Genomic DNA, 25,592 nt, shown 5'->3' on the forward strand with positions numbered 1-25,592 from the left:
GAACAGCCATCATGGCGATTGCACATCAATTGGAACTTATTCTCGTTTGAAAGCACCTAAGAAATTCAGGACATTTCCCACAATGGAGTAAGAAAATGCTGAAGAAAACCTTAGTCGCTCTGTGTGCAACCTCCGCGCTGCTCGGCGCCGGTGCTGCCTTTGCCGACAAGCCGGGCGCGGGCTGGATCCCGATCGAGAAGGCGATTGAAGTTGCCAAGACCAAAGGTGGATACGTCGAGGTGTACGCCGCTGAGGCAGACGACAATGGCTACTGGGAAGTCAAAGGCCGCAAGTCTGACGGCACCGTATATGAAGCCCGCATTGATGGCGCCTCGGGCAACATCCTGCGCGACCAGAAAGACTGATACACCCCTCGGGGGCCTGTTCAGGCCCCCTGAACCAGCTTGCGCCCCAGGTGCGTAATCAAATAGGTCACCGAGTCCGCATTGGCCAGAATGATGTCCATCCTTCGGTCCGCATCGCTCATAAAGATTTGCCGGGCATCGTCAAGCGTCCTGGCGCCGGTGAGATTCAGAATCTTGTCACGCGGTTTGGTCGAGCCCAAACTTCCTACGTCCTCCCATTGAAGTGAAAGGTCGTCCCATGTTTTAAACAGCATGGTGGCAGGGGTCAGCACTGACAGCGCGGTGCGTTGCAGGTTGGACAGCGCGGTATGCTGTCGCAGGCCGTCCGCCGTACCCCGGCTGATCAAGTCGGCAAACGGGCGCATGGAGTCCAGGTAGGCGATATCTTCAGTCTTCGAGACCATATGGCTTATCTCATGGATCAGGGTTGCTGCCCTTGCATGATCGTCAAGATCGAACGGCGCGTTGAGATGACCCCGATAAGCGTCCATGTGCGTATTGAAGAAGTAGTCGAGCAAGTAGATTTTCTGCTCTGGGTCTGCGGGTATTACAAAAGCATAGGTGTTGGTCGGCGACCAACGGGCCGCGCCCGTGACGAGTCGGGTTGAATCTGGCCTGATCAGGCTTTGCTGGGTCAAACCCTTGGTAATCTCGGCGACACGTTTCTGAATTTTCGTGACCTGCGCTGCGTTCAAAGTGGGTATACCGAACATTTCGGTCAAGAAGCGGCCTACGCGCGAATCCGGATCACGTTGCTGGGCAAAGACCGCGAGATTGCGTTCACACATGACCGCGTAGTAAATCGCGACGTTGAGCGCGCGGTCGATGCAGTAGGCTTTTCCAGGATGGAGTGCACGGATCGCCGGCATTCCCACCGCTTCAATATTGATCGAACTGCGCTCGACTCTATAGGTGACGACCCGTCCTTTGAAACGCGACACCGCGGGACCGAACCGCGGTTCTTGTGCAGAAAAGTCCAACACCCAGCCGCCCTGTGCGTTGCGCTCGACAAACGGGCCCAGCACCTGCGCCAGGCGCACCCGCCAGCGTGCGCCGGCTCTTTCGACCGGGTACACCCGCCCGGCCACCGGCACATAATGATTGCCGCTCGGTGTGACATAAACATGCTGCGACGGATCTTGCTCCAACTGCGCCAGCGACACTGTCACGTCTTCAAAGTACTGCATGCGGGTACGCACCGGGTTTGTCACGTCCAGTGTTGCAATGGTCGTCACAGGGGCAGGGATACTGTCCGGCAGATCCGTGGCTGGCGGTGAAAGCAACGGCTCCAGTAGCTCATCGAGTTCCTCGCGCAATGAAGCGAGTGTCCCCAATCCCTGGATGAATCTGAGCAAGCCTGCGCCGAAATGCTGTTGCTGCAAGGCCTCGGCCGAAGCCTGGAACAACTTGAAACTGCGCCACACGACCAACGGGAATTGGAGTTTGCCCGCAATAAACTGCGCTGCCATGGGGATGCCCCTGCGTAACAGGCCGGTGACCCCGTCCCACTGATCTTTACTCCCGCGTTCGAATTGGCAGGCGAGCATTTTGATCAACTGCGCCGTGTTGTCATCGAATAGCCGCGGCAGAATATTGCGCCTGATCGGGTGTGAGGCCAGCCTGACCTCCTGTGTGTCCGGGGCGGCCGGTTGCCTGAGCAGGTTGCGGTATATCGCCTGGTCGGGATCGCCCAACTGCCGGATGATCCAATCCTGTAAAGGGCCGGGGCGGTTGATCTGAGTGCGCAAGCTTTCTTCGTTGGTGTATTCCGTGAGCACGCGCAAAGGTGCGTATGGCGCGTAGAGCACCAGCGGGCCGGTCGCCGGCGCCTGCGGGCCGATCACGTAGACGCAAGGGACGGTCACCGGCGTCGCGCCCGGGGTAGCGATCAGTTCCAAGGGGTGAATCCTTGCTGCAGCCCCGTCGACCTTATCCCGCGCCTCGGCATCCGGCATGTCGAAAATTTGCTGGATAAAGCACCAGGCCGCAGCACTCAGGCGCTCTTCGAGTTTTTCTTCATGGGCGTGGCGCAGCACCTGCCAGGGTAATTGACGGCAAAACAGGGCGCGACGCTGTCGGGCATCGTCGGTATCGGCGGCGAGGTGCGTGGTGAGCCATTCGCGGTAGGTTTTAGCAATATCCAACTGGCGGACCAACTGCACCACTGCCGTGCCGTCCAGTGCTAGCGGCAGGGTGGTGGTGTCGCGGGCGGTGGGGGTGAGGTTGTCGGCGTTCGGTTCCGGCAGGTGGCGCAGAGCAAAGTCGGTCAGGCTTTGGGCATGCCCGTCGAGCAGTACGCTTGCCGGTATCTGGATGTTTTCCGGGTCCAGGGCGGCGTCGGGGAAGCGCGCCTTGAGCAGGCCCGTCAAGGTGCTGGCAACGTGTTCACGCAAGGTAGGCACGCTGTGCAGGTAGTCCTGATTGTCTGGCGCGCTGAGGCGGTACTGCTCCAACAGTTCGGCGTGCAGCAATTGATCCTCGGCCGAAGCCATACCCAGCCACACTGGCAAGGCCTGCTGCTGAACCATTGCCTGGGCGATGGCACTGGCGCGCTCCAGGTTCGACGGCGCCAGCTGTCGCATTTGCTCGTCCAGGCGGTCTTGCAATGGCGTTGGCCCCAGTGGCGTGGCGAGCCAGTAGTCGATGGCGTCGAGGTGGTAATCCAGGTAGCTCTGCTGGCGGTTGTTCAAAAAATGTTCGTCGATGCGTTGCAGGGGCCCGAGGCGATAGACCTGATGGGGCGCGCGAAGGCTCATGGGTAGGTTAAGCAACAGCGGCAAGCGCCGGTCGGGTTGGGTCAGGCGCAGTTCAAGGGATTGGCGCAAGGCGTGCACTGAGGCGAAGGGTTCAAGACCCTGCTGGGGTGTCCAGAGCACGACGTTACCCGAAAGCTCAGGGTCGATACCGCCGCGCTGCGTCAGTGCAAAACAGCTGGCCAGGGGGTGGGCTCTTTGGTCGTCGCCCAGGGTCAGCGTCAAGCTGTAGGCATCCGGCAGAAAACCCTTGAGCCCATGGCGCTTGTCGCGAGTCATGCTGTCGGGCCGCAGGACCGCGTCGAGAATCGCCTGGTGGTCGGGGCTCAATGTCTTGTTGAGCAGCCGCAGTTCGGCCTCGCTGCGCAGTCCCTGCATCAGGGAAGCGTTCATTTCGTTGCGATGACCTTCCAGGAACAGGCGCGGCAAGGTGCGTATGTCGTGCTGTACAAAAGGGCGCATGGCCTGGTCGATGACCGTATTGAAAACACGGCTGTTCAGGTTGTTCCAACGCGTGGCGGTCCCGCTGCGGCGAGCGCTGTAGAGACCGATGCGTGGCGAGTCGCCGACAGGGTCGGCAACCTTTGCCAGACGCTCGACGAGATGATCGACCATGCTTCGTGAAGATTCAGGGGCACGGTCCTCCTGTTGCTGCGCTTCAGTGGCGTAGGTGTTGGCGAATACATCCGTGGGGTCCAGGTCCAGTAGGTGTAGGGCCAACGCCGTCTTCAGGGCATGTAAAGCCAAGCTGCGCAGAGTGGGATGTTTCTGGCGTTGCGCCATCAACGCTTCCTGAGCCGCGCGCAGTGCTACCCGCTGTTGTTTGGCGCGCTCCGCCTGAACCGTCGAGGGCCGGCCGTTGCCGCTGGTGGCTGGGTGAAGGCTCCAACGTCCTTCGGCTTCCAGGGCCAGCAGCCGGTGGTCGAGCATGTGGCGCAGGTCCAGGGCGCAATCGAGCAGCGCTGCCAGGTCTGCTGCACCGTCGTTGCGGCGAAAGAGCGCGAGTGCATGGTCCATGTTGCTCAATTGCTTGCTGGCAATGTCCTTGACCATCCCACCGAACACACTTTCGGCCACTGGCAGCCCGCTGACTTGCACCGCATCCATGCCCAGGTACAGGCTGCGCTCGTCCAGGGACAGGAAATTAAGCAACTCGTCCTCATGCCCGGCGGCCTTGAGCATGCTCAGCAGGACGTCCTTCAGGTCATCAAGGTTCTTGAGCACCTGCAGCCCGCGCGTCTGGGTGTAGAGGTAGGCATGCGTGTCGCTGATCAACAAGGTTGCAGCCAACTCAACATAATGTTGATAGGGCGCATGAATGCTGACCTTTTCGATCCGCAAGGGCGCATGCCAGGCGCTGCGTGACGCCTTGTCGGGGAGGAACACGGCACGCAGTCGATGAGCTTCCTCGGACGTCAGAATAGCGTTCTGGCGCTTGAGCAGCAGGTCGGCGCGAAATTTGTCACTCATTACCTGGGCAAACAAATCCATGCGCGATTGGTTGCCGCCGATATCTTCATTCCACCACGTCTGCAACAGGCTACTGAGCAGCGTGGAGAAGACGGCAGCGGTTTGTTCTACCACGTGCTCCCACTGCGCAAGTTCCTGTTTGAGCGCGTTGGCCGTCATGGCGCGTGTATCGTGCTTGGGGTGGGTGAACGCGCGCGTTTGGTTGGCCGGCCACCCCTGTTTCAGGTAGTAGTGCAGCAAGGTCTCATTGAGGGTCGCCGAGCCCACCCATCGGGTCACGGCATCACCGCTGTCCTGCGCTGGAACCAGGAAACTATTGACCAACGTCTGTTGCTGATCGAGCTTGGGAAAGTAAGGGCGCGCCATGATGCCCAGCAGTTTGTCGAGCATTGAGGGCAGGGTGGGGAGCTTGCGTAACTCCTCGAGCATGCGTTGCACGTTACGTTTCTGGCTTGCCTCAATCGTTTGTTCCTGGTCCACAAAGACGATGCCCGTAACGGGTGCAGCAGTCAGGGTAAAAGTACCATCGAAGCCACCATCCTGACGCTGATCAATAGACAAAAAACTAACTAAATCAACGCGTAATATATTGTTTGTGAGGCGTTCCCTAATTTCTGCTATTACGGTGGCGCGGTTGTCGAATACCTCGATTCCTCCGTAAGGACTGTATAGCAGCGCCTTTTTTTCGTCAGGGGACGGGCTCATCATAAACACGCCGGCCAGCGGTATTGCAGATTTCCCAAGCCTCTCAATCACCAGTTTTTCAACGGCCATAGGCGACTCGCGGCTCTGGCGCACGGCGTCGGTGGGGGTGTAGATCGTCATCAGCCATTCGAGATCCTTCAGGGTCAAGCCCAGCGCGCGCTCTCTGTCTGAAGGGTATTTGCGAGTGATCGGGCGCAGGAATTCATCGAAAAAATACGCGGGAGTTACGCTTGCCATGGGTTGCTCTCTCAGGACCAGGGGGGTGTCTCGAGCGCCAGATTAGGTAGCGATGGTGCCGTTGCAGCGGTAGATAGCTGATGCAAACACAACGGGTCTCGCAAACGCTGATTGACAGCAGGCGCACGCCGCGTTGTTTAATCACAGGCTCGAGTCTCCCGTCTTGTTGCCCCTTCCAATCATAATTCGGAGCTTCAGATGTCTACGCCGTCCAAGGTCGTTGAGAGTTCCAATGTTTCCATTAGCTTCACTGCGCTGGTGGCTTTGTTGCAACAGGTCTTTGAGCGCCATGGCACCTCGCCTGAGGTGGCTGCGATCCTCGCCCACAATTGCGCCAGCGCTGAACGCGACGGCGCCCACAGCCATGGCATTTTTCGTATTCCCGGTTATCTCAGTACCCTGGCCAGTGGCTGGGTGGATGGCCGTGCGGTGCCGCAGGTTACCGACGTGGCCTCGGGGTTTGTGCGGGTGGACGCCGCCAACGGCTTTGCCCAGCCGGCCCTGGAAGCTGCCCGTGCACTACTGGTGGAAAAAGCCAGGAGTGCCGGGATCGCCTTAATGGCGATCCATAACTCCCATCATTTCGCGGCCTTGTGGCCGGATGTCGAACCGTTCGCCGAGCAGGGGCTGGTGGCGTTGAGCGTGGTCAACAGCATGACCTGCGTGGTGCCCCACGGCGCCGACCGCCCGTTGTTCGGCACCAACCCTATCGCCTTCGCAGCCCCACGCGCCGATGGTTTACCTATCGTATTTGACCTGGCCACCAGCGCTATTGCCCACGGTGACGTGCAGATTGCCGCGCGCAAAGGGGAGCGTTTGCCTCCGGGCATGGGTGTTGATGGGCTGGGTCAGCCGACTCAGGACCCAAGGGCGATTCTTGAAGGGGGCGCCCTGTTGCCGTTTGGCGGGCATAAGGGGTCGGCGCTTTCGATGATGGTCGAACTGCTGGCCGCGGCGTTGACCGGCGGTAACTTCTCGTTTGAATTCAACTGGTCCGATCATCCGGGAGCGCGTACGCCTTGGACAGGGCAGTTGTTGATCGTGATCGATCCCAGCAAGACCGCAGGGCAGAGCTTCGCCGAGCGCAGCCAGGAGCTGGTGCGACAGATGCATGCGGCAGGGTTGCGGCGTCTGCCGGGAGATCGGCGGCACCGGACGCGGCTCAGGTCCGAGCAGGAAGGGATCGTCTTGGACGCTGAGGAGTTGCAAGGCCTGCGGGCTTTGGCCGCCGGCTGAACAGGCTGCGCCATGGGCGCAGCCTTTAATGCATCAGTTGCGACGACCCAACAGCAGGCCCACCACCAGGCCAAAGCCTGCGGAAATCGCAACGGTCTGCCAAGGGTGGCCACCGATGTAGGTTTCGGTGGCATCCACTACTGGCTTGCTGCGTTCACGCACGTTGGATACCGAGTCCAGCGCTTGCTTGAGCTTGATTGCAACCTGCTCGCGCAGGGTTTCACCTTCCTCGCCAACCAGTGAAGCACTGCTCTTGAGCAGCTTGTCCGATTCTTCGATCAGCGATTGCAGCTCGCTGAAGGCTTGGTCCTTGATTTGCTCTTCGACAGCTTGGGCGGCGGTTTTGCGGGCCATTGTGTGACTCCTTGCGAGTGAATATGACAGTGAACAATGGAGTATTGGGCTGCGGCAAAAGTTGCAGTTTTTTTCCGAAGCGTTGTCCTGCGTAAAATCCGAATCAGGAAGTTTCGACCTACAGTGTAAGATGTCGTCTATTTGCGCAGCAGGAAATTCAACATGAGCTTCAATCTCGCCAACAAGACCCTCGCCGAACGTGCCGAGCTGGAAGATGAAAAGTCGCGCCTCTATGACCTGTGGCAAAGCAACCTGGGCAAGGCCAAGGGCGAGGCCGCGCGGTTGTTCGGCGAGCGCGCCAAGCGCAAAGGCAAGTGGGCCGAATGGGTACGTGCGGAACTTGACGGTATGTCGCCGCCAGAGTTTTCCAACATGGTGCGCAGTGAGGTTAACAAGTTGATGGCGGCGACCAAGTAAAGCTCGCCACAATCGCTTCACGCACCTTCAGCAATAGTGGATCGAGCTGCGCCTGGGTTCGCCAGCCCAGCTCGATCGGGTAGCGCGGCAGGGCCAGCGGGCACGCCAGAACGCGCAATCCGGTCATTGCGCCGATGACCTCGGCGGCGTGGCCGGGAATGGTTGCAACCGCCTGACTGCCCTTGAGCAAAAACGGCAGCGCGGCGAAGTGGCTGGTAGACGCACACACCTGACGACTGAGCCCCTGCGCCGCCAAGCCCTCGTCGGTGATCCCGATAAACCCGCCTGATGACACCAGCACATGCTCGCGGGTGACGAACTCGTCCAGGCTCATGCTTGGCTGGTCGGCGTCCACCAGGCAGCGATAATCACCTTCCCCCAGCACTTGGCGACTCAGCCTGCTGTGCGCGAAGCCGCCTGCGGTAATCGCCAGGTCCAACGTGCGATCAAGCAGCGCTCCGGCCACGATCTGGCTGTGGGTCTGACGGAAAATCACCCGCAGTCTCGGCGCGCGCCTGGTAATTTCATCCATCAGCCGTCGGCCGTAGGCTATTTCGAAGTCATCGGATAAACCCAGCACCACGGACCGGCCCTGATACTGCTGATTGTCCGGATTAACCATGGCCAGGCTCTGTCGGCAGCGGTCCAGCGCTTCACTGATCAGCGGCTTCAATTGGTTCGCCCGCAAGGTCGGCGCCAGGCCGCGTCCGGTACGCACGAACAATTGATCGTCATATACCTCGCGCAGGCGCCGCAACCCTGCGCTGATGGCCGATTGTGTGACGCCCAGGCGCAATGCCGCGCGGCTGGCGCTGGACTCATCATGCAGGGCTTCAAAGGTTTTCAGCAGGTTCAGGTCGACCTGGGCGATATTCATTTGGCTCATATCATTCAGCAGTGAAGGGGGCTTTATTCATGATCGAGGCTGGCGGGACAATGGGCAACCCCTGACTTCGGAGTGATCGTGATGCCTGTATCGACTGTGGCGGCCCTGCAAATTGGCTCCTTGCCGGGTGGCAAGGCTGAAACCCTGGCGCAGATCCTGGCCTATGAAGACGAGATATCGCGCAGCGGCGCGCAATTGGTGGTGATGCCCGAGGCACTGCTGGGTGGCTATCCCAAAGGCGAGGGTTTCGGCACGCAGCTGGGGTATCGCCTGCCCGAGGGCCGGGAAGCTTTTGCCCGATATGTTGCCAATGCCATCGATGTGCCGGGCGCCGAGACCGAAGCGCTGGCCGGTCTGTCGGCGCGTACCGGTGCCAGCCTGGTGCTTGGCGTGATCGAGCGCAGTGGCAGCACGTTGTATTGCACGGTGTTGTACTTCGAACCGGCGGGTGGCTTGGTCGCCAAGCACCGTAAATTGATGCCTACCGGCACCGAACGACTGATCTGGGGCAAGGGCGATGGCTCAACCTTGCCGGTAATCGATACGGCAGTCGGGCGCATCGGTGGCGCAGTGTGCTGGGAAAACATGATGCCGTTGCTGCGCACGGCGATGTACGCCAAGGGTGTGGAGGTGTGGTGCGCACCGACAGTGGACGAGCGTGAGATGTGGCAGGTGAGCATGCGTCATGTGGCTCATGAAGGGCGCTGCTTTGTGGTCAGTGCGTGTCAGGTGCAGGCTTCGCCCGAGGCGCTGGGGGTGGCGGTTGCCAACTGGCCGTCGGATCGCCCGTTGATCGCTGGCGGCAGCGTGATTGTCGGGCCGATGGGCGACATTTTAGCGGGGCCTTTGCTGGGTAAGGCGGGGTTGTTGACGGCGCAAATCGATACGGCTGACTTGGTGCGGGCGCGGTATGACTATGACGTGGTGGGGCACTATGCCCGGCCGGATGTGTTCGAGCTGACGGTGGATGAACGCGAAAAACCCGGCGTGCGCTTTATCACGGACTAAAACGCGGTGGAAAAAGGTGGGCGCTGGCTGGGGGATTTGGATTTCAGCCATTCATCGCGGGTCATTTCCCAGATGTCTTTTGGGAAGCTGCCCTCGACAAACTCGCCTTTCTCCGTCCTGATCAAACGCATGCCTGTGCGTTCGGAGATGCGCCGCGAGCCCCGGTTAGGCGCGGCCTTGGGCACGCGCATCACAGGGCGCTTGAGCACACCAAACCAATAGTCGGTCACCGCCGCGCTGGCTTCACTCATCAACCCTTGTCCCTGCCACTGCGGGCCGAGCCAGAAGCCTCGGTTGTTGTCCTGCTCATCCATCAAGCTGACATTGCCGATCAACTGCTCCGGCGCGCTTTTCAAGCGGATCGACCAGTGCCATTCCTCGCCACGGGCCATGGCGGGCAGGGCGATCTGTTCCAGGTAGGCGCGTGCACCATTGGCCGGGTAAGGCCACGGCACCAGGGCGTTCAGGTAGCGCACCACTTGCCAATGGGGGAATTGCTGTTGGATACCCTCTGCATCGTCGAGGGTCAGCGGGCGCAGGATCAGGCGGTCAGTCAGCAATACAGGCTGCATGGCGTTTACCAGGTCACCGTATTCGGCAGGTCCAGCGTGCCACGGTCGACAAAGCGCATCGTACCGAACAAGCCACCCGCCAGTTTGCCCCGCAGCACGTAGGGCAGGTTGTTCAAGCTTTGGGTCTGGCTCAGGCCCAAGGTCTGGCGCAACACGGAAAACGCTGAAACACTCACCGGCACCATCAGTACCGTTTCGGAAAAACGAGGGATAGACCCGCTCTGATCACTCACCCCAGATGCCAACGGCCGGCCATTGACCTCCAGATCCAGGGCCACGCCGTTGTAGTCAATCGCCGTTTCATTGGGGTTTTGCACCCGCAGCTTCACGGCAAAGCGTACTTCCAGATCCTGGCTTTGCAGCGGTTCGATGCCCACCACGTTGATGTTCACCGGGTCGCGATTGGGGAACAGCGCGCAGGCGCTCAGGGTCAGCAGCAGTAGCGATAGAACCATGAGCTTGCGCATATAACAGTGCTCCTATTTCGTGACGTCCGGGTCCTGCATCACCTTGAGGGTCGATGACTCCGGATCAAATTCATCTTCTTCCAGCTCTAAGAACTCTTCCGGCAGGAAAATGTTCAGCAGGATTGCACAGAATGCGCCCACGGTGATCGGCGATTCGAAGATGTTGTGCAGTGCCTTGGGCAGCTCGCGCAGCACTTCCGGCACGGCGGCAACGCCCAGGCCCATGCCCAGCGAGATCGCCACGATCAACACATTGCGTCGGTGCAACCCGGCTTCGGCAAGGATCTTGATACCCGCCACCGCCACGGTGCCGAACATGATCAGGGTCGCGCCGCCCAGTACCGGCTTGGGCATCAATTGCAGCACCGCGCCGATCATCGGGAACAGCCCCAGCAGCACCAGCAGGCCGGCGATAAAGTACGCCACGTAGCGGCTCGCCACGCCCGTGAGCTGAATCACGCCGTTGTTCTGGGCGAAGGTCACCATCGGCAGGCTGTTGAAGGTGGCCGCCATCGCCGAGTTGAGGCCATCGGCCAACAGGCCGGACTTGATGCGCTTGATATACAACGGGCCCTTGACCGGCTGTTGGGAAATCATCGAATTGGCGGTCAGGTCGCCAGCCGCTTCCAGGGGCGAAATCAGGAAGATCACCGCGACCGGGATAAACGCCACCCAGTCGAACGAGAACCCGTACTTGAAGGGCACCGGCACGCTGATCAACGGTACCTGTGGCAGTGCCGCCAGGTCCACACGGCCCATCAGCCAGGCGACCACGAAGCCCAGGGTCAGGCCGATCACGATAGACCCCAGGCGCAGGAACGGGTTGTTGAAACGGTTGAGTACCACGATGGTCAGCAGTACCAGCGCTGCCAGGCCCATATTGCTGGCGCCGCCGAGGTCGCTGGCGCCAAAACCGCCGGCCATGTCGGTCACCGCGACTTTGATCAGAGACAAACCCATCAAGGTAATGATGGTGCCGGTAACCACCGGAGTGATCAGCTTGCGCAGCTTGCCGATGAACTGGCTCAGCACCACTTCGATAAATGCCGCGAAAAAGCAGATGCCGAAGATCGTCGAGAGGATCTCATCCGTACCGCCGCCCCGGGCCTTGACCATAAAACCCGCGCTGAGAATCACACTGATAAAGGAAAAACTGGTGCCCTGCAGGCACAACAAACCCGAGCCAATCGGGCCGAATTTGCGTGCCTGCACAAAGGTGCCGAGCCCCGACACAAACAGCGCCATGCTCACCAAGTAGGGCACTTCGCTTTCCAGGCCCAGCACGCCACCGACGATCAACGTGGGCGTAATGATGCCGACAAAGCTGGCCAGCACATGCTGCAACGCGGCAAAAATCGCCGCGGTGAAGTGTGGGCGATCTTCCAAGCCGTAGATCAGGTCGGATTTATAGCGCGAGCGGGGGGCTTGAGCGTCAGACAAAATACGGGCTCGGGTCAGAAAATGGAGGCGCAGGATGCCAGAAACTGACAGTCGTCAGAAGTGTAAAAAAATATTTATAGAGCTACGAAGGTGCGATTACCGGCGTTATTGCCGTTTCGGTCGCTGCCGCATTGCTCACCGTACTGCTGGCCTGGCTGCTCACCCGCAGCATCGTCACGCCGCTGCGCAAGGCCCTGGCAGTCGCAGAAATCATCGCCAGTGGTGACCTCACCAAACCCATCGAAGACGATGGCAAGACCCAGGACGTGCAAAATACCGCCGTGATGATCGAAGGCCTGGCAGACTCAGTCTGCAGCGGGTGCTAACCAGACCCGCGCGGCCAGCCATGAGCTGTCGCGCCTAGCGGTGGATTTGAATGGGATGGTGGTCCGATTCGTTAACTGATTTGGAATACGGTCAAAACTGTGGGAGCGGCGGTGCGACGATTCGACTTGCTCGCACCGCCGCTCCCACATAGGTTTTTGTGTGTCAGGGGTTACTGCTTCCAGGCAGTGGCATTCACCAGGTTCTTGGGCTTTTCCCCTGCCAGCGCCTGCAACAGATTATCCACCGCACACGTGGCCATCGCCTCCCGTGTCTCATGGGTCGCTGAGCCGATATGCGGCGTGGCCACCACATTGTTCAAGCGCAATAACGGCGAATCGTGATTCAGCGGCTCGTGCTCGAACACATCCAACCCTGCCGCCCGAATCGTGCGCTGTTGCAGCGCGTCGATCAGCGCCGCCTCATCCACCACTTTGCCCCGCGAGATATTGATAAAGATCGTCTCCGAGCCCATCAGTGCAAACGCCTCGGCGCCAATCAATTTCTCGGTTTCAGCGGTGAGCGGTAAGGTCAGGCAGACAAAGTCGGCCTGTTGCAGCAAGTCGTTCAAGCTGCGGTACTGCGCGCCGAAGCGTGCTTCCACCGCCGGCTTGGGCGAGTGGCTGTGGTAGATCACCGGCATGCCAAAACCAAAATGCCCACGCTGGGCCAAGGCTTCGCCGATGCGGCCCATGCCGATGATGCCCAGGGTCTTGCCATGCACGTCGCTGCCGAAATGTGCCGGGCCAATGTTTTTGTTCCACTGGCCGGCGCGCACCATATCGGCCAGTTCGACCACACGCCGGGCCGTCGCGAGGATCAGCGCAAAACCCGTGTCGGCGGTGGTTTCGGTGAGCACGTCCGGGGTGTTGCTGAGCAGAATGCCGCGCCTCGTCAGGTAATCGATATCGTAGTTGTCGACACCCACCGACACACTGGCGATCGCTTTCAACCGCGGCGCCAGATCGAGCAGTTTTGCATCCAGGCGCAGGCTGGCTCCCAGCAGGCCATGGGCACCGGGCAGGGCGTCACGCAGCTTGGCCAGGCCAGCGTCATCCAGCGCTTCGATCAGCGTGACGTCGGCCTTTTCATGCAGGCGCGCCATCAGCGGCGCGGACAGTTTCTTGTACAACACGACAGACATTTTCATGAGGTCTTTACCTTCAACTCCAGGGTTGGCGCCGGCGAGCGGTCGCTGGCGCCGGGCTTGAGTAAAATCGTCAGCACCACCGCAAACATGAGCGCGCCGCTCATCAACAGGTACGAGGCGCCGGGCGAGCCGGTGCTGCTATTGAGGTAACCCACCAGGTACGAGCCACCGAACGAACCGAGGGCGCCCATGCTGTTGATCAGTGCCATGGCGCCCCCGGCGACGTTGGCCGGCAGGATCTCCGGGACGATGGCGAAAAAAGGACCGTAGGGCGCATACATGCAGGCGCCGGCAATCACCAGCAAGGTATACGACCACCAGAAGTGTTCGGCGCCCAGTACGTAGGATGCGTAGAAAGCGATGGAAGCAATCAGCAGTGGTGGCCACACAAAGCGCTTACGTTTTTGCAGTTTGTCCGACCCCCACGAGACTACGAGCATGCCGATCACCGCCGCCAGATACGGCATCGCCGACAGCCAGCCGGCCTCGACCATGTCCATCTGCAAGCCGGCCTTGAGGATCGACGGCAGCCACAGCACAAAACCGTACACGCCGATGCTCCAGCAGAAAAATTGCAGCGCGAGGATGATCACCTTGGGCGAACGAAAGGCTTCGGCGTAGTTCTTCACCGCCTTGATGCCAACCTGTTCAGCGGCCAGCGCGGTTTCCAGGTCCTGTTTCTCAGTATCGCTGAGCCACTTGGCATCCTTTGGACGCTCATCGGCCAGCTTCCACCAGATAAACGCCCATAGCACCGCCGGCAGACCCTCGATGATAAACATCCAGCGCCAGCTGAAATGCTGCACCAGGTAACCCGATACCACCGACATCCACAGCATGGTCACCGGGTTGCCCAGGATCAGGAAGGTGTTGGCGCGGGAACGTTCGGCACGCGTGAACCAGTGGCAGAGGTACACCAGCATGGCCGGCATCACCGCCGCTTCCACCACGCCCAGCATGAAACGGATCACGATCAGCATGTAGGCGTTGGACACCACGCCGGTCAGTGTAGCCAGGCCTCCCCACAGAATCAGGCTGACGAAAATCAGTTTTTTAACGCTGCGCTTTTGCGCGTAGATCGCTCCCGGCACCTGGAAGAAAAAGTAACCGAGGAAAAACAGTGCACCCAGCAACGACGACATGCCCGGGGTGATCATCAGGTCTTCTGCCATGCCGGAGGCGGCGGCGAAGCCATAATTGGCGCGGTCCAGGTACGCCAAGCTGTAGGTGATAAACACGATAGGCATGATGTACCACCAACGGCGGGTGGCGAGTTTCACGGTTTCCATGGAGTTGCTCCTGAGCTTGTTGTAGTTGTGGCAACAGGTGTTGGGTTACGCGACGGATCGGGTGTGCAACTCTGAACGGGTGGGCAAACCCTCCATATCGCCACGGCTCTGCACGGCGCGGCTGCCGATCCAGTTGCCGCGCCGAACCGCCTCGGGGAAGCTGAGGTTTTCCAGCAGGGCGCTGATCATGCCCACGGCAAAACCGTCACCGGCGCCGACCGTGTCCACGACCTTTTCCACCCGCACGGCGGCGACAAAGCCTTGGTCCATCTGGGTACGGTAGTAGGCGCCGTCCGGGCCGAGCTTGATTGCCACGGCTTCGGCGCCCTGGTCGAGGTAGAACGCGGCGATGTCGGCCGGGTCATCGAAACCGGTGAGCAAGCGGCCTTCACTCAGGCCCGGCAGTACCCAGTCAGCAAGACCCGCAAGGGCGTTTATTTCGCGGATCATCGTGTGTTGGTTGGGCCATAGCGAAGGGCGCAGGTTGGGGTCGAACGACACGCTGCGCCCGGCCTTGCGCATTTGTGTCATCAACTCGATGGACAGCTCGCGCGTCGCCTCAGACAACGCCGGCGCAATACCGGTGGCATGCAGATGGCGGGCTTGCAGCAAGGCAGGACTGATGGCCGCGATGGACAGATGGCTGGCCGCTGAACCCTTGCGGAAGTACTCCACCTGCGGATCATCGCCGGCTTCTTCGCGCGACTTGAGCTGAAAACCCGTGGGGTGCAACGTGTCGACCGCCACATGCCGGCAATCGAGGCCTTCTTTCTTCAGGGTGTCGACCACAAAACGCCCGAGGGAATCATTGCCCACACGGCTCAGCCAGGCCACGTTGAAGCCCAGGCGCGACAGGCCAATGGCGACGTTGCTGTCGGCGCCCGCGATGCGTTTATGGAATTGGGCCACGTGGGCCAGGTCGCCGGTTTGCTCGGCGACAAACATCGCCATGGTTTCACCAAACGAGAGGATATCGATCTCAGACATGCGCATTCTCCGCACTAGGTTGGCCCAGCAGGGTGAGGGCGGCGACTTGCTGCGCGGTGATGTCGATCAAGTCATCACCTTGCAGCGGAAATTCCACAGCCCGGGTAATACCTGGAGTCATGTGCTTGAGCAGTTGTTCCCACAGATGCAGGTCGGTGGCGCCAGGCGGCAGGGCGACCAACTTGCCATCTGCGCGACGGGCCACAGCCTTGCAGTGCAGATAATCCACATGCCGGCCCAGCAGGCGTGCGGCGGTAAGGGCGGATTGGTCCTGCCATTGCCAGTTGCCGATATCGAAGGTCATTTTTACCGGCAGGCCGAGGCGTTCCACCTCGGTGAAGAAACGCTGCATTGGCTCGATTCGGCCGCCGTGCAGGGTCTGGTCGTTCTCTACCAGCAGCTGGACCGGGTGGCGGGTGAGCAGGGCGTGCAGGCTTTCCAGGTCGTTAGTGTCGGTGAAGTAGCCGAGGGAGACTTTTAGCCAGCGCGAGCCAAAAGCCTGCGCACGGTCCAGGGTGGCGGGGAGTTCGGCGTTCGGTTGCGCGCGGCCGGCGACCCAGAGTTCCAGGGGCGATGAGAACACTGACTCCAGCCGATACTGCGCAGCCGCATGGGCCAGTTCGGCGGGCTGTTCGTGGGTTAAAAGCTCTTCACGCCACTCGATGCGCTGGGCGCCTGCGGCCGCCAGTACCTCGACAAAACTCGATTGGCCCTGTTGGCGCACCAGGTCGGCGCCGTAGCTGGAAAGGCTGATAGAGACGGGGTATTTGTGCATTGTTGTTTACCTCTGAAACCGGTTTCATTTTTGTATGCAAATCTTGAAATAAGAGTGGCGTTGCAGCTGTCGAGCCCCGACGAGGCAGCTGCTACGGGGTGGTTCCTGGCTGAGGCTGGGTTGAGCCGCGAATGATCAGCTCGGGAACAAAATCCACCGTGCGCCTCGGCTCGGTATCGCCGCGCAGGCGCTTGAGCAAACAGTCGAACGCCGTGGCGCCAATCGCCTCGGTCGGCTGGGCGAGGGCGGTGATGCCATTGCCCACCAGTGGGTACCAGTCCAGATCATCCAGGGCGATCAGGCCGATATCCTCGAACAGGTTGCAGCCCAGGCGCTTGAGCGCACGGGTACAGGCCAATGCGGCGACGCCGTTGGCGCAGAACAACGCTTTGGCGCCGGGTTTGGCAAGAAAGGTTTGCAGATGGGTTTCCAACTCGCTATCGAGCTCCAGCACCGCACCGGTCAACGCCGGACGGCTGGCAATGTGTGCGTTGAAACTCTCCAGGCGCTCCAACCGCGAACTGGTGCCATCGGTGGCTTCGCTCACCAGTAGCACATTGCGGTAACCCTGTTGCTCCAGGTGTTCCATCGCCATACGCACCGCCGACGGGTTGTCCAGCCCGACGAGGTCGCTGTGCAGCGGCTCGACCTTGCGGTCCACCAATACCAGCGGCATTTCCCGTTGCAGTTCCAGCAGTTGGTCGAGGTGATGACCGAGGGTGTTCACGATCAGCCCTTCGATGTTGTACGAACGCAGCGCGGCCAGGTGCTGGCGCTCCTGTTCGTCATCGCGGTCGGTATTGCACACCACCAGGCTGTAGCCGTGCTGGCGGCAAGCGGTTTCGACGCCGTGCATCACGGCAATGGAATAGGGGTTGCGGATATCGGCGACCAGCATGCCGATCAGGCGCGTGCGGCCACGCTTGAGACCACGGGCCATCTGGTTGGGGCGGTAGCCGAGGTGTTCGATGGCTTGCTCGATGCGCAGGGCAATGGCATCGGAGAGCAGGGCGCGGTCGTCGCCGATAAAACGCGACACGCTGGCCTTGGACACACCGGCGCGCTCGGCGACGTCGAGCATGGTAACGCGGCTGCGCTGGGCGGCGGAAAATGTGGTCATGAAGACAAGCCTTTCTTATTGGAATAGACGACTGGCGCACAATCTGAAACCGGTTTCAGAAAACACCATGCAGCCTGAACCGTCAAGCACTAATCCGTGAAAGTCTCCGGTCCAACGGATCGTAAACCGACCAACGGTCTGCCTTACCTGTGAGTTCTGACAGTTTCGGATGCATCAAATTGAGTATTTAATTTCTTCAAACGTCGACCAGTATTTCCGTTGTTGGCGGCGCTCTCTCGTTGCAGCGTTGAGGAAGTTGTGATGCCAAGCACCTCCAGTTCAGGCACTAGCACGGGTAGCGCTTCTTTGAATGCGCAGGGCGCACTGTCATTAGCCCCGATGGGTATCACCGGAGTGGACCCCTTAGACCCTACGGGTCTGATAAAAAGAAATGTATTGCTTGCAGACCTAGAAGTGAAAATTCCCATGTGGGGCCCGGGGCCTGTGCCGCTGGATAGCCCGCACATCCTTGACCTCATTTTGATGCAAGGGGCAGCGGTTATTCACACGGAATCAAAGACTGTCACTGCGCCACCGCCACCGTTTCCGACTGAGCATGTGCTGACAATTGACTCCCTTATAATGCAATCCTTGTCCGGTCCTGTTCAGCTCTATTACGTTGTCACAGACTCATTTGGTGGACGCAGCGAACTAGAACCCAAAAGAACACTCACGATCGACCAGAACAACCCAGAGTTAGTGGACCCAGCCCAGCATCTTGAGTTTGTGGTGCCGCCATCACCGGCAGTCGATGAAACGTACCTGCTCAATAACGATCCGGTGGCATTTCACCTTCTCCCTTATACTGGCCGCAGCGACGGCGACAAAATTCACCTCTATCTGTCCAATGCTGCAAACCCTCCGGTTGCCGGGCCGGATTATATTTATGAGTTGGTGTTGAGTGGCGATCCATTGATCGTCTATCTGCCGGCGGATAAGTTCCGTGGGTTGATCAATGGTGCTGCGTTTATCTTCTATCGAATTTTCGACAGGGCCGGTAATTTCAGTGTCCGCAGTGCCGGTCTTCCCTTTCAGTTGGCGCTGATTCCATTGCCCGGGCCACGGCCACTGCCGGAAATCTATCCGCCTGAACGTTACAGTGATGCGCTGATCAATCGTGAAGACGCCCGCGCAGGGATCTACGTCAGGATCAACGGCTATACCGATTGGGCGCCAGGGGATCAGGTTCGCGTTTACTGGAAAGACCGTCCCGCACCGCTTCAGGATGTGCTTGGTTTTCCCACCGATGTACCGATTGATTGGTCGGTTCTACGGGGGCCGTTGACGGACCCGCTGGCGCCAGAAACAGTGCCGGTGCGCTACGAGATTATTCGCGGCAGCCTGCCGCCATTTCCGTCCTTCGCGATACCTGTCGATGTCAACTTGACGATCGCCGGGCAGGACCATGCCAACGCGCCGGCCTTGCTCAACCAAGACTTGCCCCTGGCGCAGGTTTGGGGGCTTGTCTCCAACACCAAGAACGTAGTCAACCATGATGACAATCCGGCAGGTGCTCGTGCGCGTGTATTGCTTTATCAGGACCCGCAGCCTGGTCAGATAGTGCGCTTTTACTGGAACGGGATTGGGCCGGTTGCCTCCTATACCGTCCAGCCCGGTGATGTGGAAGGCCAGTTGGTATTTTCTACGGTAATCCCCTGGGCCGTGATGGAGGGCTTCATACATCCTGCACTGCCGGTGTATTACACCACCAGTAACGGAGTGAATGACCAACAAGCTGATAATACATTCGTGACTGTGAATACTGGCACGCTGATTCAATTTCCGGCGCCTGTGCTTAACCATACCTTGGTGGGGGGGGCGGGGTACTTGTCATGTTGCTCCAAGCCTGAAGTGTTTTTTGGTGTTCACTGGCATGTCACGGCTGATCCGCTCTTTGAACTTAATGACGTGATCAGGTTTTTTTGGGAGGGTTACGACAATAATAACTGGTCGCCGCCGGTGATTGTTGAATCGATGTTTGCAGAAAATGGCGCTTTTAATAACAGCGCTGATCTGGCGAATGGGTTGAACTTCGTTGTTGCCCCCTACGAAGATAAAGTTGTTCCCATGAAAGACTTCGGTACTGCGAAAGCGTGGTACCAAGTTAGGCGAGGGGGCGCACTGATAGGTGAGTCTTTGCCCCGAAGAATTCGTGTTGATCTGAACTATAGCTCGGGTGGTTATTGCAAGGCGGGCGACGTTGTTTCATGTTCAAACACGGGTGTCGCAACACGTGTGTCGAGCGAGTGAATGCTTTCCGGTCCCGAGTGTCGTTGTTGTGGGTAGTCGAAGTTACAAGGTTGTCGTTGTAATAATTAAACCTCAATGAGGTATTGGTGCGCGCCCGCGCACGCCGTGAAATTACTGTGCTATCTGAATAGCCGCGGAGATCAACATGAAAAAGAAAACGTTGGACACCATTCGATGCTTTGAGAACTCACGCAGGGCCAATCCCGGAATATCCGCTCTTTCTGATGGCGTACTGGAGGAGCAGGTCCCAGGTTTTCCCGGCTTGCTTACACGCGCAGCCTCATTGAGCGAAAATACAAAGTTTATTGTTCCCCGGCCGGACGACTTCAGTACGGACCCAGCTGAACCCGACACTTTCAAATTATGGATCAAGCCAAATGATGCAGCCGACTTCGGTGATCCTTATTTGACCCAAAGTGTATCTTCACTTCCGGCAACCGGGCTGGATGTGAATATCGCGCGAGCTCGGCGTGCACCCGGTATTCACCAGATCAAATATTCGTTTTTCGTCTTCAAAGTGGGTAACACTACCGAGTCTCTGCCCCAGTTATTGATTGCTGACCTTGAAGGGCCCTATGAGGCTTATGTTGGAACCATTCCCGCACCTATTCCTCCCAGTGACCTGCCTGCATCCGTGGGGGCTGATTACTTCTTGGCCAAGCCGAATGAATCTGCAGTCTTCACCATTCCGGACTATGACGCTTATGGCAGAGCCTCGGGCGATCGTGCACTGTTCTTCTGGGCTAATTCGGATGATCCCTACCTGCCCGTCGTAGGTAACCCTGACCCGTATTGGCTAATTCCCGCCGATCGCACTTTCCCCCTGCCGCTATCGGTCGTTCAAGGGGCTGGGGATGGCGTCCACAGCTTGCGGTATCTGATCGTGGATGCGGCGGGCAATCCGATGTACAAACAGTCAGGTGCCTTCAACGTTGACGTAAGCCTGTTTCCCAGCCCCAGCAATTTCAAAGCCCCGACCATCGATTTGGCTGTCCCCGGTGATGGGTTGACCAATCGCCCGGACGTAGCGGCACTCAACGGTTTGACGGTGCGCATCCCTGCCTATGACGACGTCTTACGCGCTGACGATGAGCTGGTGGTCACCCTCACCACCAGCCTCGGTTCGCACACTGAGTTACCTTTTCCCGTGGGCAGTGCAACCTTCCCGGTACCCATCCAGATCAGTTACCCCACGCTGGTAGCACTCTACGGTGCAACGGTGGGGCTGTTGCCACTGACGGTTTCTTATTCTATCAAGCGCCGCACCGTTTCCTATCCAGCGGTCTTGACTGCGACGACCGATTTGGATCTGTTTGTGGTAGGGCCTACACCGGGTGGACCAGACCCGATCAATATCAATCTGAATCCAGTTCGGGTGATCGGTAAAGACTTCGTAGGTGCAGAAGGACCTGACAATGAACTGACTCCAGAGCATGCCACGCGCGATGCTGTCGCGCGCATTAAGCTTTGGAGTGATCCACCCACCCCCGACGCTCGAGCCTTTACGATCAGGCTTTATTATGACGGGCTTTTTGTACCTCCCGCCCTGCCTGTACCCAATGGCGTAGCTGATCAAGAAATTGACATGACCATCCCCTGGGCCGCTATCGTCGCCGGAAAAAACGGCACCAAACTGGCGCACTACACCATCGAGGCGACGGGCAGCGCCAATACACAGCAACCACCCCTTACGCCTGTGAACGTGACGGCGAACTTTGTCTCGCTGGACAAACCTGTGGTGCGAAATCTAACGTCGGGCGTCTTCATCAACTGCGACAGCTTCGTACCCAAAGGACCTCCACCCGGTGATTTGGTGGTATTTATCCCGCCAAGCACTGAGTTTGCGTTGAACATGCTAGTGACGTTGCACTGGCAGGGCTTTAGCGATGATGCCGCTACCGCGGGTATGGAGGTGCCCGCTGCGGTGGGTACTGCAACTCACACAATTACCCAACAGTCCGAGATCAACCTTGGATTCACGATGAACCTCGGGCCCTATGCGACGATCTTCAAAACCATCCAACCGACGTTTGCGACAAGGCTTGCAGGTTCAGCAAAACTCTTCTACAGCATCCCGCAGGCAGGTGGAGCGCCCTTGAACTCCAATGATGCGATCCAGCGCGTACGCGGTCAGAAATCCGGAGCGTCGGGCACTAACGGGACCTTCTGCGATGGAGGCGCTGTACCCGGTCCATAGTGATTGTTGAGGGGCTATGCCAAAGAGCGGTTAATTCGCTCTTTGGCTTTTTTTTTGAAAAAAATACCTTCCTATGTCGGCGGCAGGGGGATTTACCTGGAGCAAAACGCCTATAGATGCAACTACTTAAGATAAGTCCTACATATACCGGTAATCACTCTGGATACCTTGGCACCCGCTCGATTGGCAGGCTCCCACGCACTTTGGAACCAGCCAGATTCTTGCGTAAAGGAACGCCAACCCAGAGGTACGTCAAATGTCATCTGTATTCAATTTCAAACCATCGCCTATAAGTCTCGCGTTGAAAGCCAACGCTGTCACGTTGCTTATGCTCATGGCACACGCCGCCGATGCCCGAAGCATCACCGCCCCCGATGATTTTGTGCTGCCTGGCACTCCCGCGGACCGCTATGAGTTGCAACCAGGCTCCGGATTCACCGTCAAAGGTGCAGTCACCAAGGACATTCGTGCCCAATCCGCGACCTTGGTGGTTGAACCGGGCAGTTCTACCCAGGACATCACTGGGTTCGATTCCGACATTCGTATAGACGGTTCTGATGTGATTGCGCGTAGCACAGCGCCTGCCGCCGTGCATGCTAACGACAGCAAGGTATTGATCACCAACAGTAACATTATCAACAACAACGGCACCGGGCTGATCGCCGCCCGTACCGACGGCAGCACGGTGGGTTCTTCCGTGAAGGTTGTCGATAGCACGGTCACCGGCACTCAACGCGGCGCCACTGCCAGCGCCTATAGCGTGCTGGACCTGATCGGTACGAAGGTCGAAGCAACCGGCGCCAGTGGCTTGGGGCTGGCCCTCTACAGCGGCCAGGCCAATGCCACCAACAGCCAGATTGTGGGTGGCAAAAATGGCGTGCTGATGGGCATCGATGGCAGCTCTGGTGTCATGGACAGTGCCTTGTTACTGGACGGCTCCAGCGTTGAAGGCAAGAACGGTGCTGCGATTGTCACCCGTGAGGGCACCCACGCGGATATCCAGGTCCGCAACGGTTCGAGCCTTCTCGGTAGCAACGGCAATCTGCTCGAAGTGACCAATGGCTCAACCGCCAACTTCAATGTTGACCACAGCGAGCTGTTCGGCGACATCGTGGTCGAAGACGGCAGTACTGCCAAGGTCCAGTTGAACAACGGCGCCTGGCTGACTGGCCAGTTGAAAAACGTCGCCGAGCTGAGCGTCAATGATGCTTCCAATTGGGTTCTGGTCGGCGACAGCAATGTCGATGCCCTGAAAATGGGCGGCGGCGCCGTGCATTTCGGTGGGCCGGATGAGTTCTATCGGTTGGACGTGAAAAGCCTGGAAGGCAACGGTACGTTCATCATGAACACCGACTTTCTGACCCATCAGACCGACTTTCTCAACGTGGAAGGCAAGGCTAATGGCAACCATAGCCTGATGTTGGCCGCCAGCGGCTCGAACCTGGCTGACGGCCAGCCGATCAAGGTAGTCCACACCGAAGGCGGTGATGCGCAGTTCAGCCTGGCGAGCGGTACGGTTGACGTGGGTGCCTACGCTTATGGCTTGCAGAAGGACGGCACCGACTGGTTTCTCGACCCGAACCGTAAGGGCACCAGTACCAGTGCCCACTCGGTACTGGCCCTGTTCAACAGTGCGCCAACCGTGCTGTATGGCGAGATGAGCATCCTGCGTACGCGCATGGGCGAATTGCGCTTCAGTGAGGGTGCGGGCAACGGGATGTGGATGCGCAGCTACGGCAACAAATTCGACGTGGCGGCGAACAAGAACGGTGCGGGCTACACGCAAAACCAGAAGGGCTTCACCATTGGTGCCGATACGCCATTGTCGGGCGGCGACGGCCAGTGGATCGCCGGTGTCATGGCCGGTCACAGTGTCTCCGACCTCAGCCTGACCCGCGGCAGCAGCGGCGAGGTCAAGAGTTACTACGTAGGTGGTTACGCCACTTGGTTGGACGCCGAAAGCGGGCTGTACTTCGACGGTGTGGCCAAGCTCAACCGCCTGCACACGGAAAACGACGTGACCATGAGCGACGGCAAGAAAGCCAAGGGCAACTACGCGCAGAATGCCGTGGGGGCCTCGGCGGAGTTCGGCCGTCATATCAAGCTGGACAACGACTTCTATCTGGAACCCTACGGGCAGTTGTCGGCAACCATCACTCAGGCGCAGAGTTACGAGTTGACCAACGGCCTGCAAGCCAAGGGTGATCGTTCCAGCTCGGTGGTGGGCAAGCTTGGCGTGACCGCAGGCAAGAACATCCAGCTGGAAAGCGGCGGTGTGTTGCAGCCTTACTTGCGTACCGCAGTGGCCCATGAGTTCGACCAGAGCAACAAGGTGTTCATCAACGACCAGAGCTTCAACAACGACCTGTCGGGCTCGCGCATCGAGCTGGCGGCCGGTGTGGCAATGTCGGTATCGGAGAACGTCAAGTTGCATGCGGACATCGAAACCAGCCAGGGCAAGAAGATCGATCAGCCGTGGGGTGTCAACTTCGGCGTACGCTACGACTTTTAAGACAATCGCTCAATTAAACAGAGGGAAGCTGCGGCTTCCCCTTTTTTTGCGTTCAGACCAGCACGCTCATCCAGGTCGTGGGGTTGACCCACTGCAAGCTGGCGCCGCCGATAATGCCCAGCCGTTTTTGTGTCGATTGCGCCACCATAGCCTGGGCCGGCGCGCGGAAAATCTGCCACGCCAGGTAACTCAGCCAAGCCACGCCGGCCCCTTGCATGGCAACGTGAACCTCGGGTAACGGCGCCAGCGACTGGCCGACACCCGAGCCCACTATCAGCACAATCCCTGCTGCACCCAGGCAAGCCCCAAGGATGATCGGCAGTGAAGCCTTGAAGCCATCAAACTGTGCGCGGCCATAAAACACCGAGGCGGAGTAGGTGACGTTATTACCGGCCAATGATCAATGGGCGTCTAGAAGGTTTGTGCAGCGTCACCCAAACAGCCCGGCGGCGATATTGATCGAAAAACCCAGGATCGCCGTGTTGAACACAAAGCCGATCAGCGATTGCCCCAGCACGACTTTACGCATGCCACGGGTGGCGACGCCTACGTCGGAGGTCTGTACCGCCACGCCAATCGTGAAGGAGAAATACAGAAAGTCCCAATAGTTGGGTGTCAGCAAACCTTCGGCAAAACGCAACGCCGGCTCCTTGCCGCCCCAGGTGTAATACAGGCGCGCGTAATGCACGCTGAAAATCACCCCGATCAGCAACCATGAGCCGATCACCGTCAGCCCGGTGAAGCCGTAGTGCAGCAGGCGCTCAGAGTTGGCGAGGTCCTTGCTGCCGATCAGTTCGAAAGTGATGGTCGCCAGGCTGGCCATGGCGGCGATGCACACAGTGAACAGGACCGAACCGGCGTTTTCATCTTCGATCTCGGCGATGCGCTTGACGTCCTCGGCCTTGGCACGGCGGGTCAGCCACAGCATCAGCACCAGGTATGTCCAGACCCCGGCGTTCCAGCCGATGAGGATTTTGCTGAGCCACGTATCGGCCGGCGCCAGGATGCCCACGGCAAGCCCGAACACGGCGGCGGCGGAGAGGCGAGGGTGGGTACGGGCGAGGAAGGGCATGGCGCT

The 25,592-nt window shown here is 59.0% G+C and carries 19 protein-coding genes and 2 pseudogenes; 8 read left to right on the top strand and 13 right to left on the bottom strand.

Going from position 1 to position 25,592, the window contains the following annotated elements; genetic code table 11:
- Positions 1 to 95 precede the first annotated feature (95 nt).
- The gene (locus AACY08_RS18875) at positions 96 to 365 is read left to right on the top strand and encodes a PepSY domain-containing protein (RefSeq protein WP_339418391.1); all 270 of its coding nucleotides are present in this window, start codon (positions 96 to 98) and stop codon (positions 363 to 365) included.
- Positions 366 to 385: 20 nt separating this feature from the next.
- Here the strand turns inward: AACY08_RS18875 and AACY08_RS18880 are convergent, their stop codons facing one another.
- Entirely contained in the window at positions 386 to 5,149 is a 4,764-nt protein-coding gene (locus tag AACY08_RS18880) for a dermonecrotic toxin domain-containing protein (RefSeq protein ID WP_339470849.1), read from the bottom strand.
- Between the two features lie 579 nt (positions 5,150 to 5,728).
- Here AACY08_RS18880 and AACY08_RS18885 point away from each other — a divergent pair.
- Entirely contained in the window at positions 5,729 to 6,766 is a 1,038-nt protein-coding gene (locus AACY08_RS18885; RefSeq protein WP_339470851.1) for an Ldh family oxidoreductase, read from the top strand.
- Between the two features lie 33 nt (positions 6,767 to 6,799).
- Here AACY08_RS18885 and AACY08_RS18890 read toward each other — a convergent pair whose 3' ends face one another.
- Entirely contained in the window at positions 6,800 to 7,120 is a 321-nt protein-coding gene (locus AACY08_RS18890; protein ID WP_339418395.1) for a DUF883 family protein, read from the bottom strand.
- Between the two features lie 162 nt (positions 7,121 to 7,282).
- Here AACY08_RS18890 and AACY08_RS18895 point away from each other — a divergent pair, with 162 nt between their 5' ends.
- The gene (locus AACY08_RS18895) at positions 7,283 to 7,537 is read left to right on the top strand and encodes a hypothetical protein (RefSeq protein WP_049708634.1); all 255 of its coding nucleotides are present in this window, start codon (positions 7,283 to 7,285) and stop codon (positions 7,535 to 7,537) included.
- On the opposite strand, the gene AACY08_RS18900 is transcribed toward AACY08_RS18895, so the two are convergent.
- Positions 7,509 to 8,423, bottom strand: coding sequence for a LysR family transcriptional regulator (locus AACY08_RS18900; protein WP_339428019.1), 915 nt, complete (start codon positions 8,421 to 8,423; stop codon positions 7,509 to 7,511). The two genes, AACY08_RS18895 and AACY08_RS18900, sit on opposite strands and share 29 nt — an antisense overlap.
- A gap of 81 nt (positions 8,424 to 8,504) precedes the next feature.
- On the opposite strand from AACY08_RS18900, the gene AACY08_RS18905 reads away from it, so the two are divergent.
- Complete coding sequence (locus AACY08_RS18905; RefSeq protein WP_339418399.1) at positions 8,505 to 9,431, top strand: carbon-nitrogen hydrolase family protein; 927 nt, start codon at positions 8,505 to 8,507, stop codon at positions 9,429 to 9,431.
- On the opposite strand, the gene AACY08_RS18910 is transcribed toward AACY08_RS18905, so the two are convergent.
- Genes AACY08_RS18910 through AACY08_RS18920 form a run of 3 tightly spaced genes read right to left on the bottom strand, consistent with a single transcriptional unit; the run spans position 9,428 to position 11,910 of the window.
- Positions 9,428 to 10,003 carry a GNAT family N-acetyltransferase gene (locus tag AACY08_RS18910; protein WP_339470853.1) on the bottom strand — a complete coding sequence of 192 codons (576 nt, stop codon included), beginning with the start codon at positions 10,001 to 10,003 and terminating at the stop codon, positions 9,428 to 9,430. The genes AACY08_RS18905 and AACY08_RS18910 overlap by 4 nt on opposite strands.
- Before the next feature lie 5 nt (positions 10,004 to 10,008).
- Positions 10,009 to 10,470 carry an LEA type 2 family protein gene (locus tag AACY08_RS18915; RefSeq protein ID WP_025857294.1) on the bottom strand — a complete coding sequence of 154 codons (462 nt, stop codon included), beginning with the start codon at positions 10,468 to 10,470 and terminating at the stop codon, positions 10,009 to 10,011.
- 12 nt (positions 10,471 to 10,482) lie between these two features.
- The gene (locus AACY08_RS18920; protein ID WP_339470855.1) at positions 10,483 to 11,910 is read right to left on the bottom strand and encodes a nucleobase:cation symporter-2 family protein; all 1,428 of its coding nucleotides are present in this window, start codon (positions 11,908 to 11,910) and stop codon (positions 10,483 to 10,485) included.
- Between the two features lie 83 nt (positions 11,911 to 11,993).
- On the opposite strand from AACY08_RS18920, the pseudogene AACY08_RS18925 reads away from it, so the two are divergent.
- Positions 11,994 to 12,315 (top strand): annotated as a pseudogene (locus AACY08_RS18925) (HAMP domain-containing protein); the annotation flags it as partial.
- Positions 12,316 to 12,406: 91 nt separating this feature from the next.
- On the opposite strand, the gene AACY08_RS18930 reads toward AACY08_RS18925, so the two are convergent.
- The 5 genes from AACY08_RS18930 to AACY08_RS18950 all read right to left on the bottom strand — a co-directional run bounded on the left by AACY08_RS18930 (position 12,407) and on the right by AACY08_RS18950 (position 17,555).
- The gene (locus AACY08_RS18930) at positions 12,407 to 13,384 is read right to left on the bottom strand and encodes a 2-hydroxyacid dehydrogenase (protein ID WP_339470856.1); all 978 of its coding nucleotides are present in this window, start codon (positions 13,382 to 13,384) and stop codon (positions 12,407 to 12,409) included.
- The gene (locus AACY08_RS18935) at positions 13,381 to 14,673 is read right to left on the bottom strand and encodes an MFS transporter (protein WP_339470857.1); all 1,293 of its coding nucleotides are present in this window, start codon (positions 14,671 to 14,673) and stop codon (positions 13,381 to 13,383) included. The genes AACY08_RS18930 and AACY08_RS18935 overlap by 4 nt, the downstream gene beginning before the upstream one ends.
- Before the next feature lie 45 nt (positions 14,674 to 14,718).
- Entirely contained in the window at positions 14,719 to 15,660 is a 942-nt protein-coding gene (locus tag AACY08_RS18940; RefSeq protein WP_339470858.1) for a sugar kinase, read from the bottom strand.
- Positions 15,653 to 16,435 carry a sugar phosphate isomerase/epimerase family protein gene (locus AACY08_RS18945; protein ID WP_339470859.1) on the bottom strand — a complete coding sequence of 261 codons (783 nt, stop codon included), beginning with the start codon at positions 16,433 to 16,435 and terminating at the stop codon, positions 15,653 to 15,655. The genes AACY08_RS18940 and AACY08_RS18945 overlap by 8 nt, the downstream gene beginning before the upstream one ends.
- 91 nt (positions 16,436 to 16,526) lie before the next feature.
- The gene (locus AACY08_RS18950; RefSeq protein ID WP_339470861.1) at positions 16,527 to 17,555 is read right to left on the bottom strand and encodes a LacI family DNA-binding transcriptional regulator; all 1,029 of its coding nucleotides are present in this window, start codon (positions 17,553 to 17,555) and stop codon (positions 16,527 to 16,529) included.
- A 261-nt stretch (positions 17,556 to 17,816) separates the two neighbouring features.
- Here AACY08_RS18950 and AACY08_RS18955 point away from each other — a divergent pair, with 261 nt between their 5' ends.
- The 3 genes from AACY08_RS18955 to AACY08_RS18965 all read left to right on the top strand — a co-directional run bounded on the left by AACY08_RS18955 (position 17,817) and on the right by AACY08_RS18965 (position 24,514).
- Complete coding sequence (locus AACY08_RS18955) at positions 17,817 to 19,805, top strand: hypothetical protein (protein WP_339470862.1); 1,989 nt, start codon at positions 17,817 to 17,819, stop codon at positions 19,803 to 19,805.
- A gap of 145 nt (positions 19,806 to 19,950) precedes the next feature.
- Positions 19,951 to 22,002, top strand: a complete 2,052-nt coding sequence (locus AACY08_RS18960) for a hypothetical protein (protein WP_339470863.1) — start codon at positions 19,951 to 19,953, stop codon at positions 22,000 to 22,002.
- Positions 22,003 to 22,258: 256 nt separating this feature from the next.
- On the top strand, positions 22,259 to 24,514 hold the full coding sequence (locus AACY08_RS18965; RefSeq protein ID WP_339470864.1) for an autotransporter outer membrane beta-barrel domain-containing protein: 2,256 nt from the start codon (positions 22,259 to 22,261) through the stop codon (positions 24,512 to 24,514).
- Positions 24,515 to 24,572: 58 nt separating this feature from the next.
- On the opposite strand, the pseudogene AACY08_RS18970 reads toward AACY08_RS18965, so the two are convergent.
- Together AACY08_RS18970 and AACY08_RS18975 are read right to left on the bottom strand one after the other, a co-directional pair.
- Positions 24,573 to 24,851, bottom strand: a pseudogene (locus AACY08_RS18970) (LysE family transporter); the annotation flags it as partial.
- A 93-nt stretch (positions 24,852 to 24,944) separates the two neighbouring features.
- The gene (locus AACY08_RS18975; protein ID WP_339470865.1) at positions 24,945 to 25,586 is read right to left on the bottom strand and encodes a DUF1345 domain-containing protein; all 642 of its coding nucleotides are present in this window, start codon (positions 25,584 to 25,586) and stop codon (positions 24,945 to 24,947) included.
- Positions 25,587 to 25,592 lie beyond the last annotated feature (6 nt).

This window comes from Pseudomonas sp. EL_65y_Pfl1_R83 (assembly GCF_963970695.1).
Lineage (GTDB): Bacteria > Pseudomonadota > Gammaproteobacteria > Pseudomonadales > Pseudomonadaceae > Aquipseudomonas > Aquipseudomonas tritici.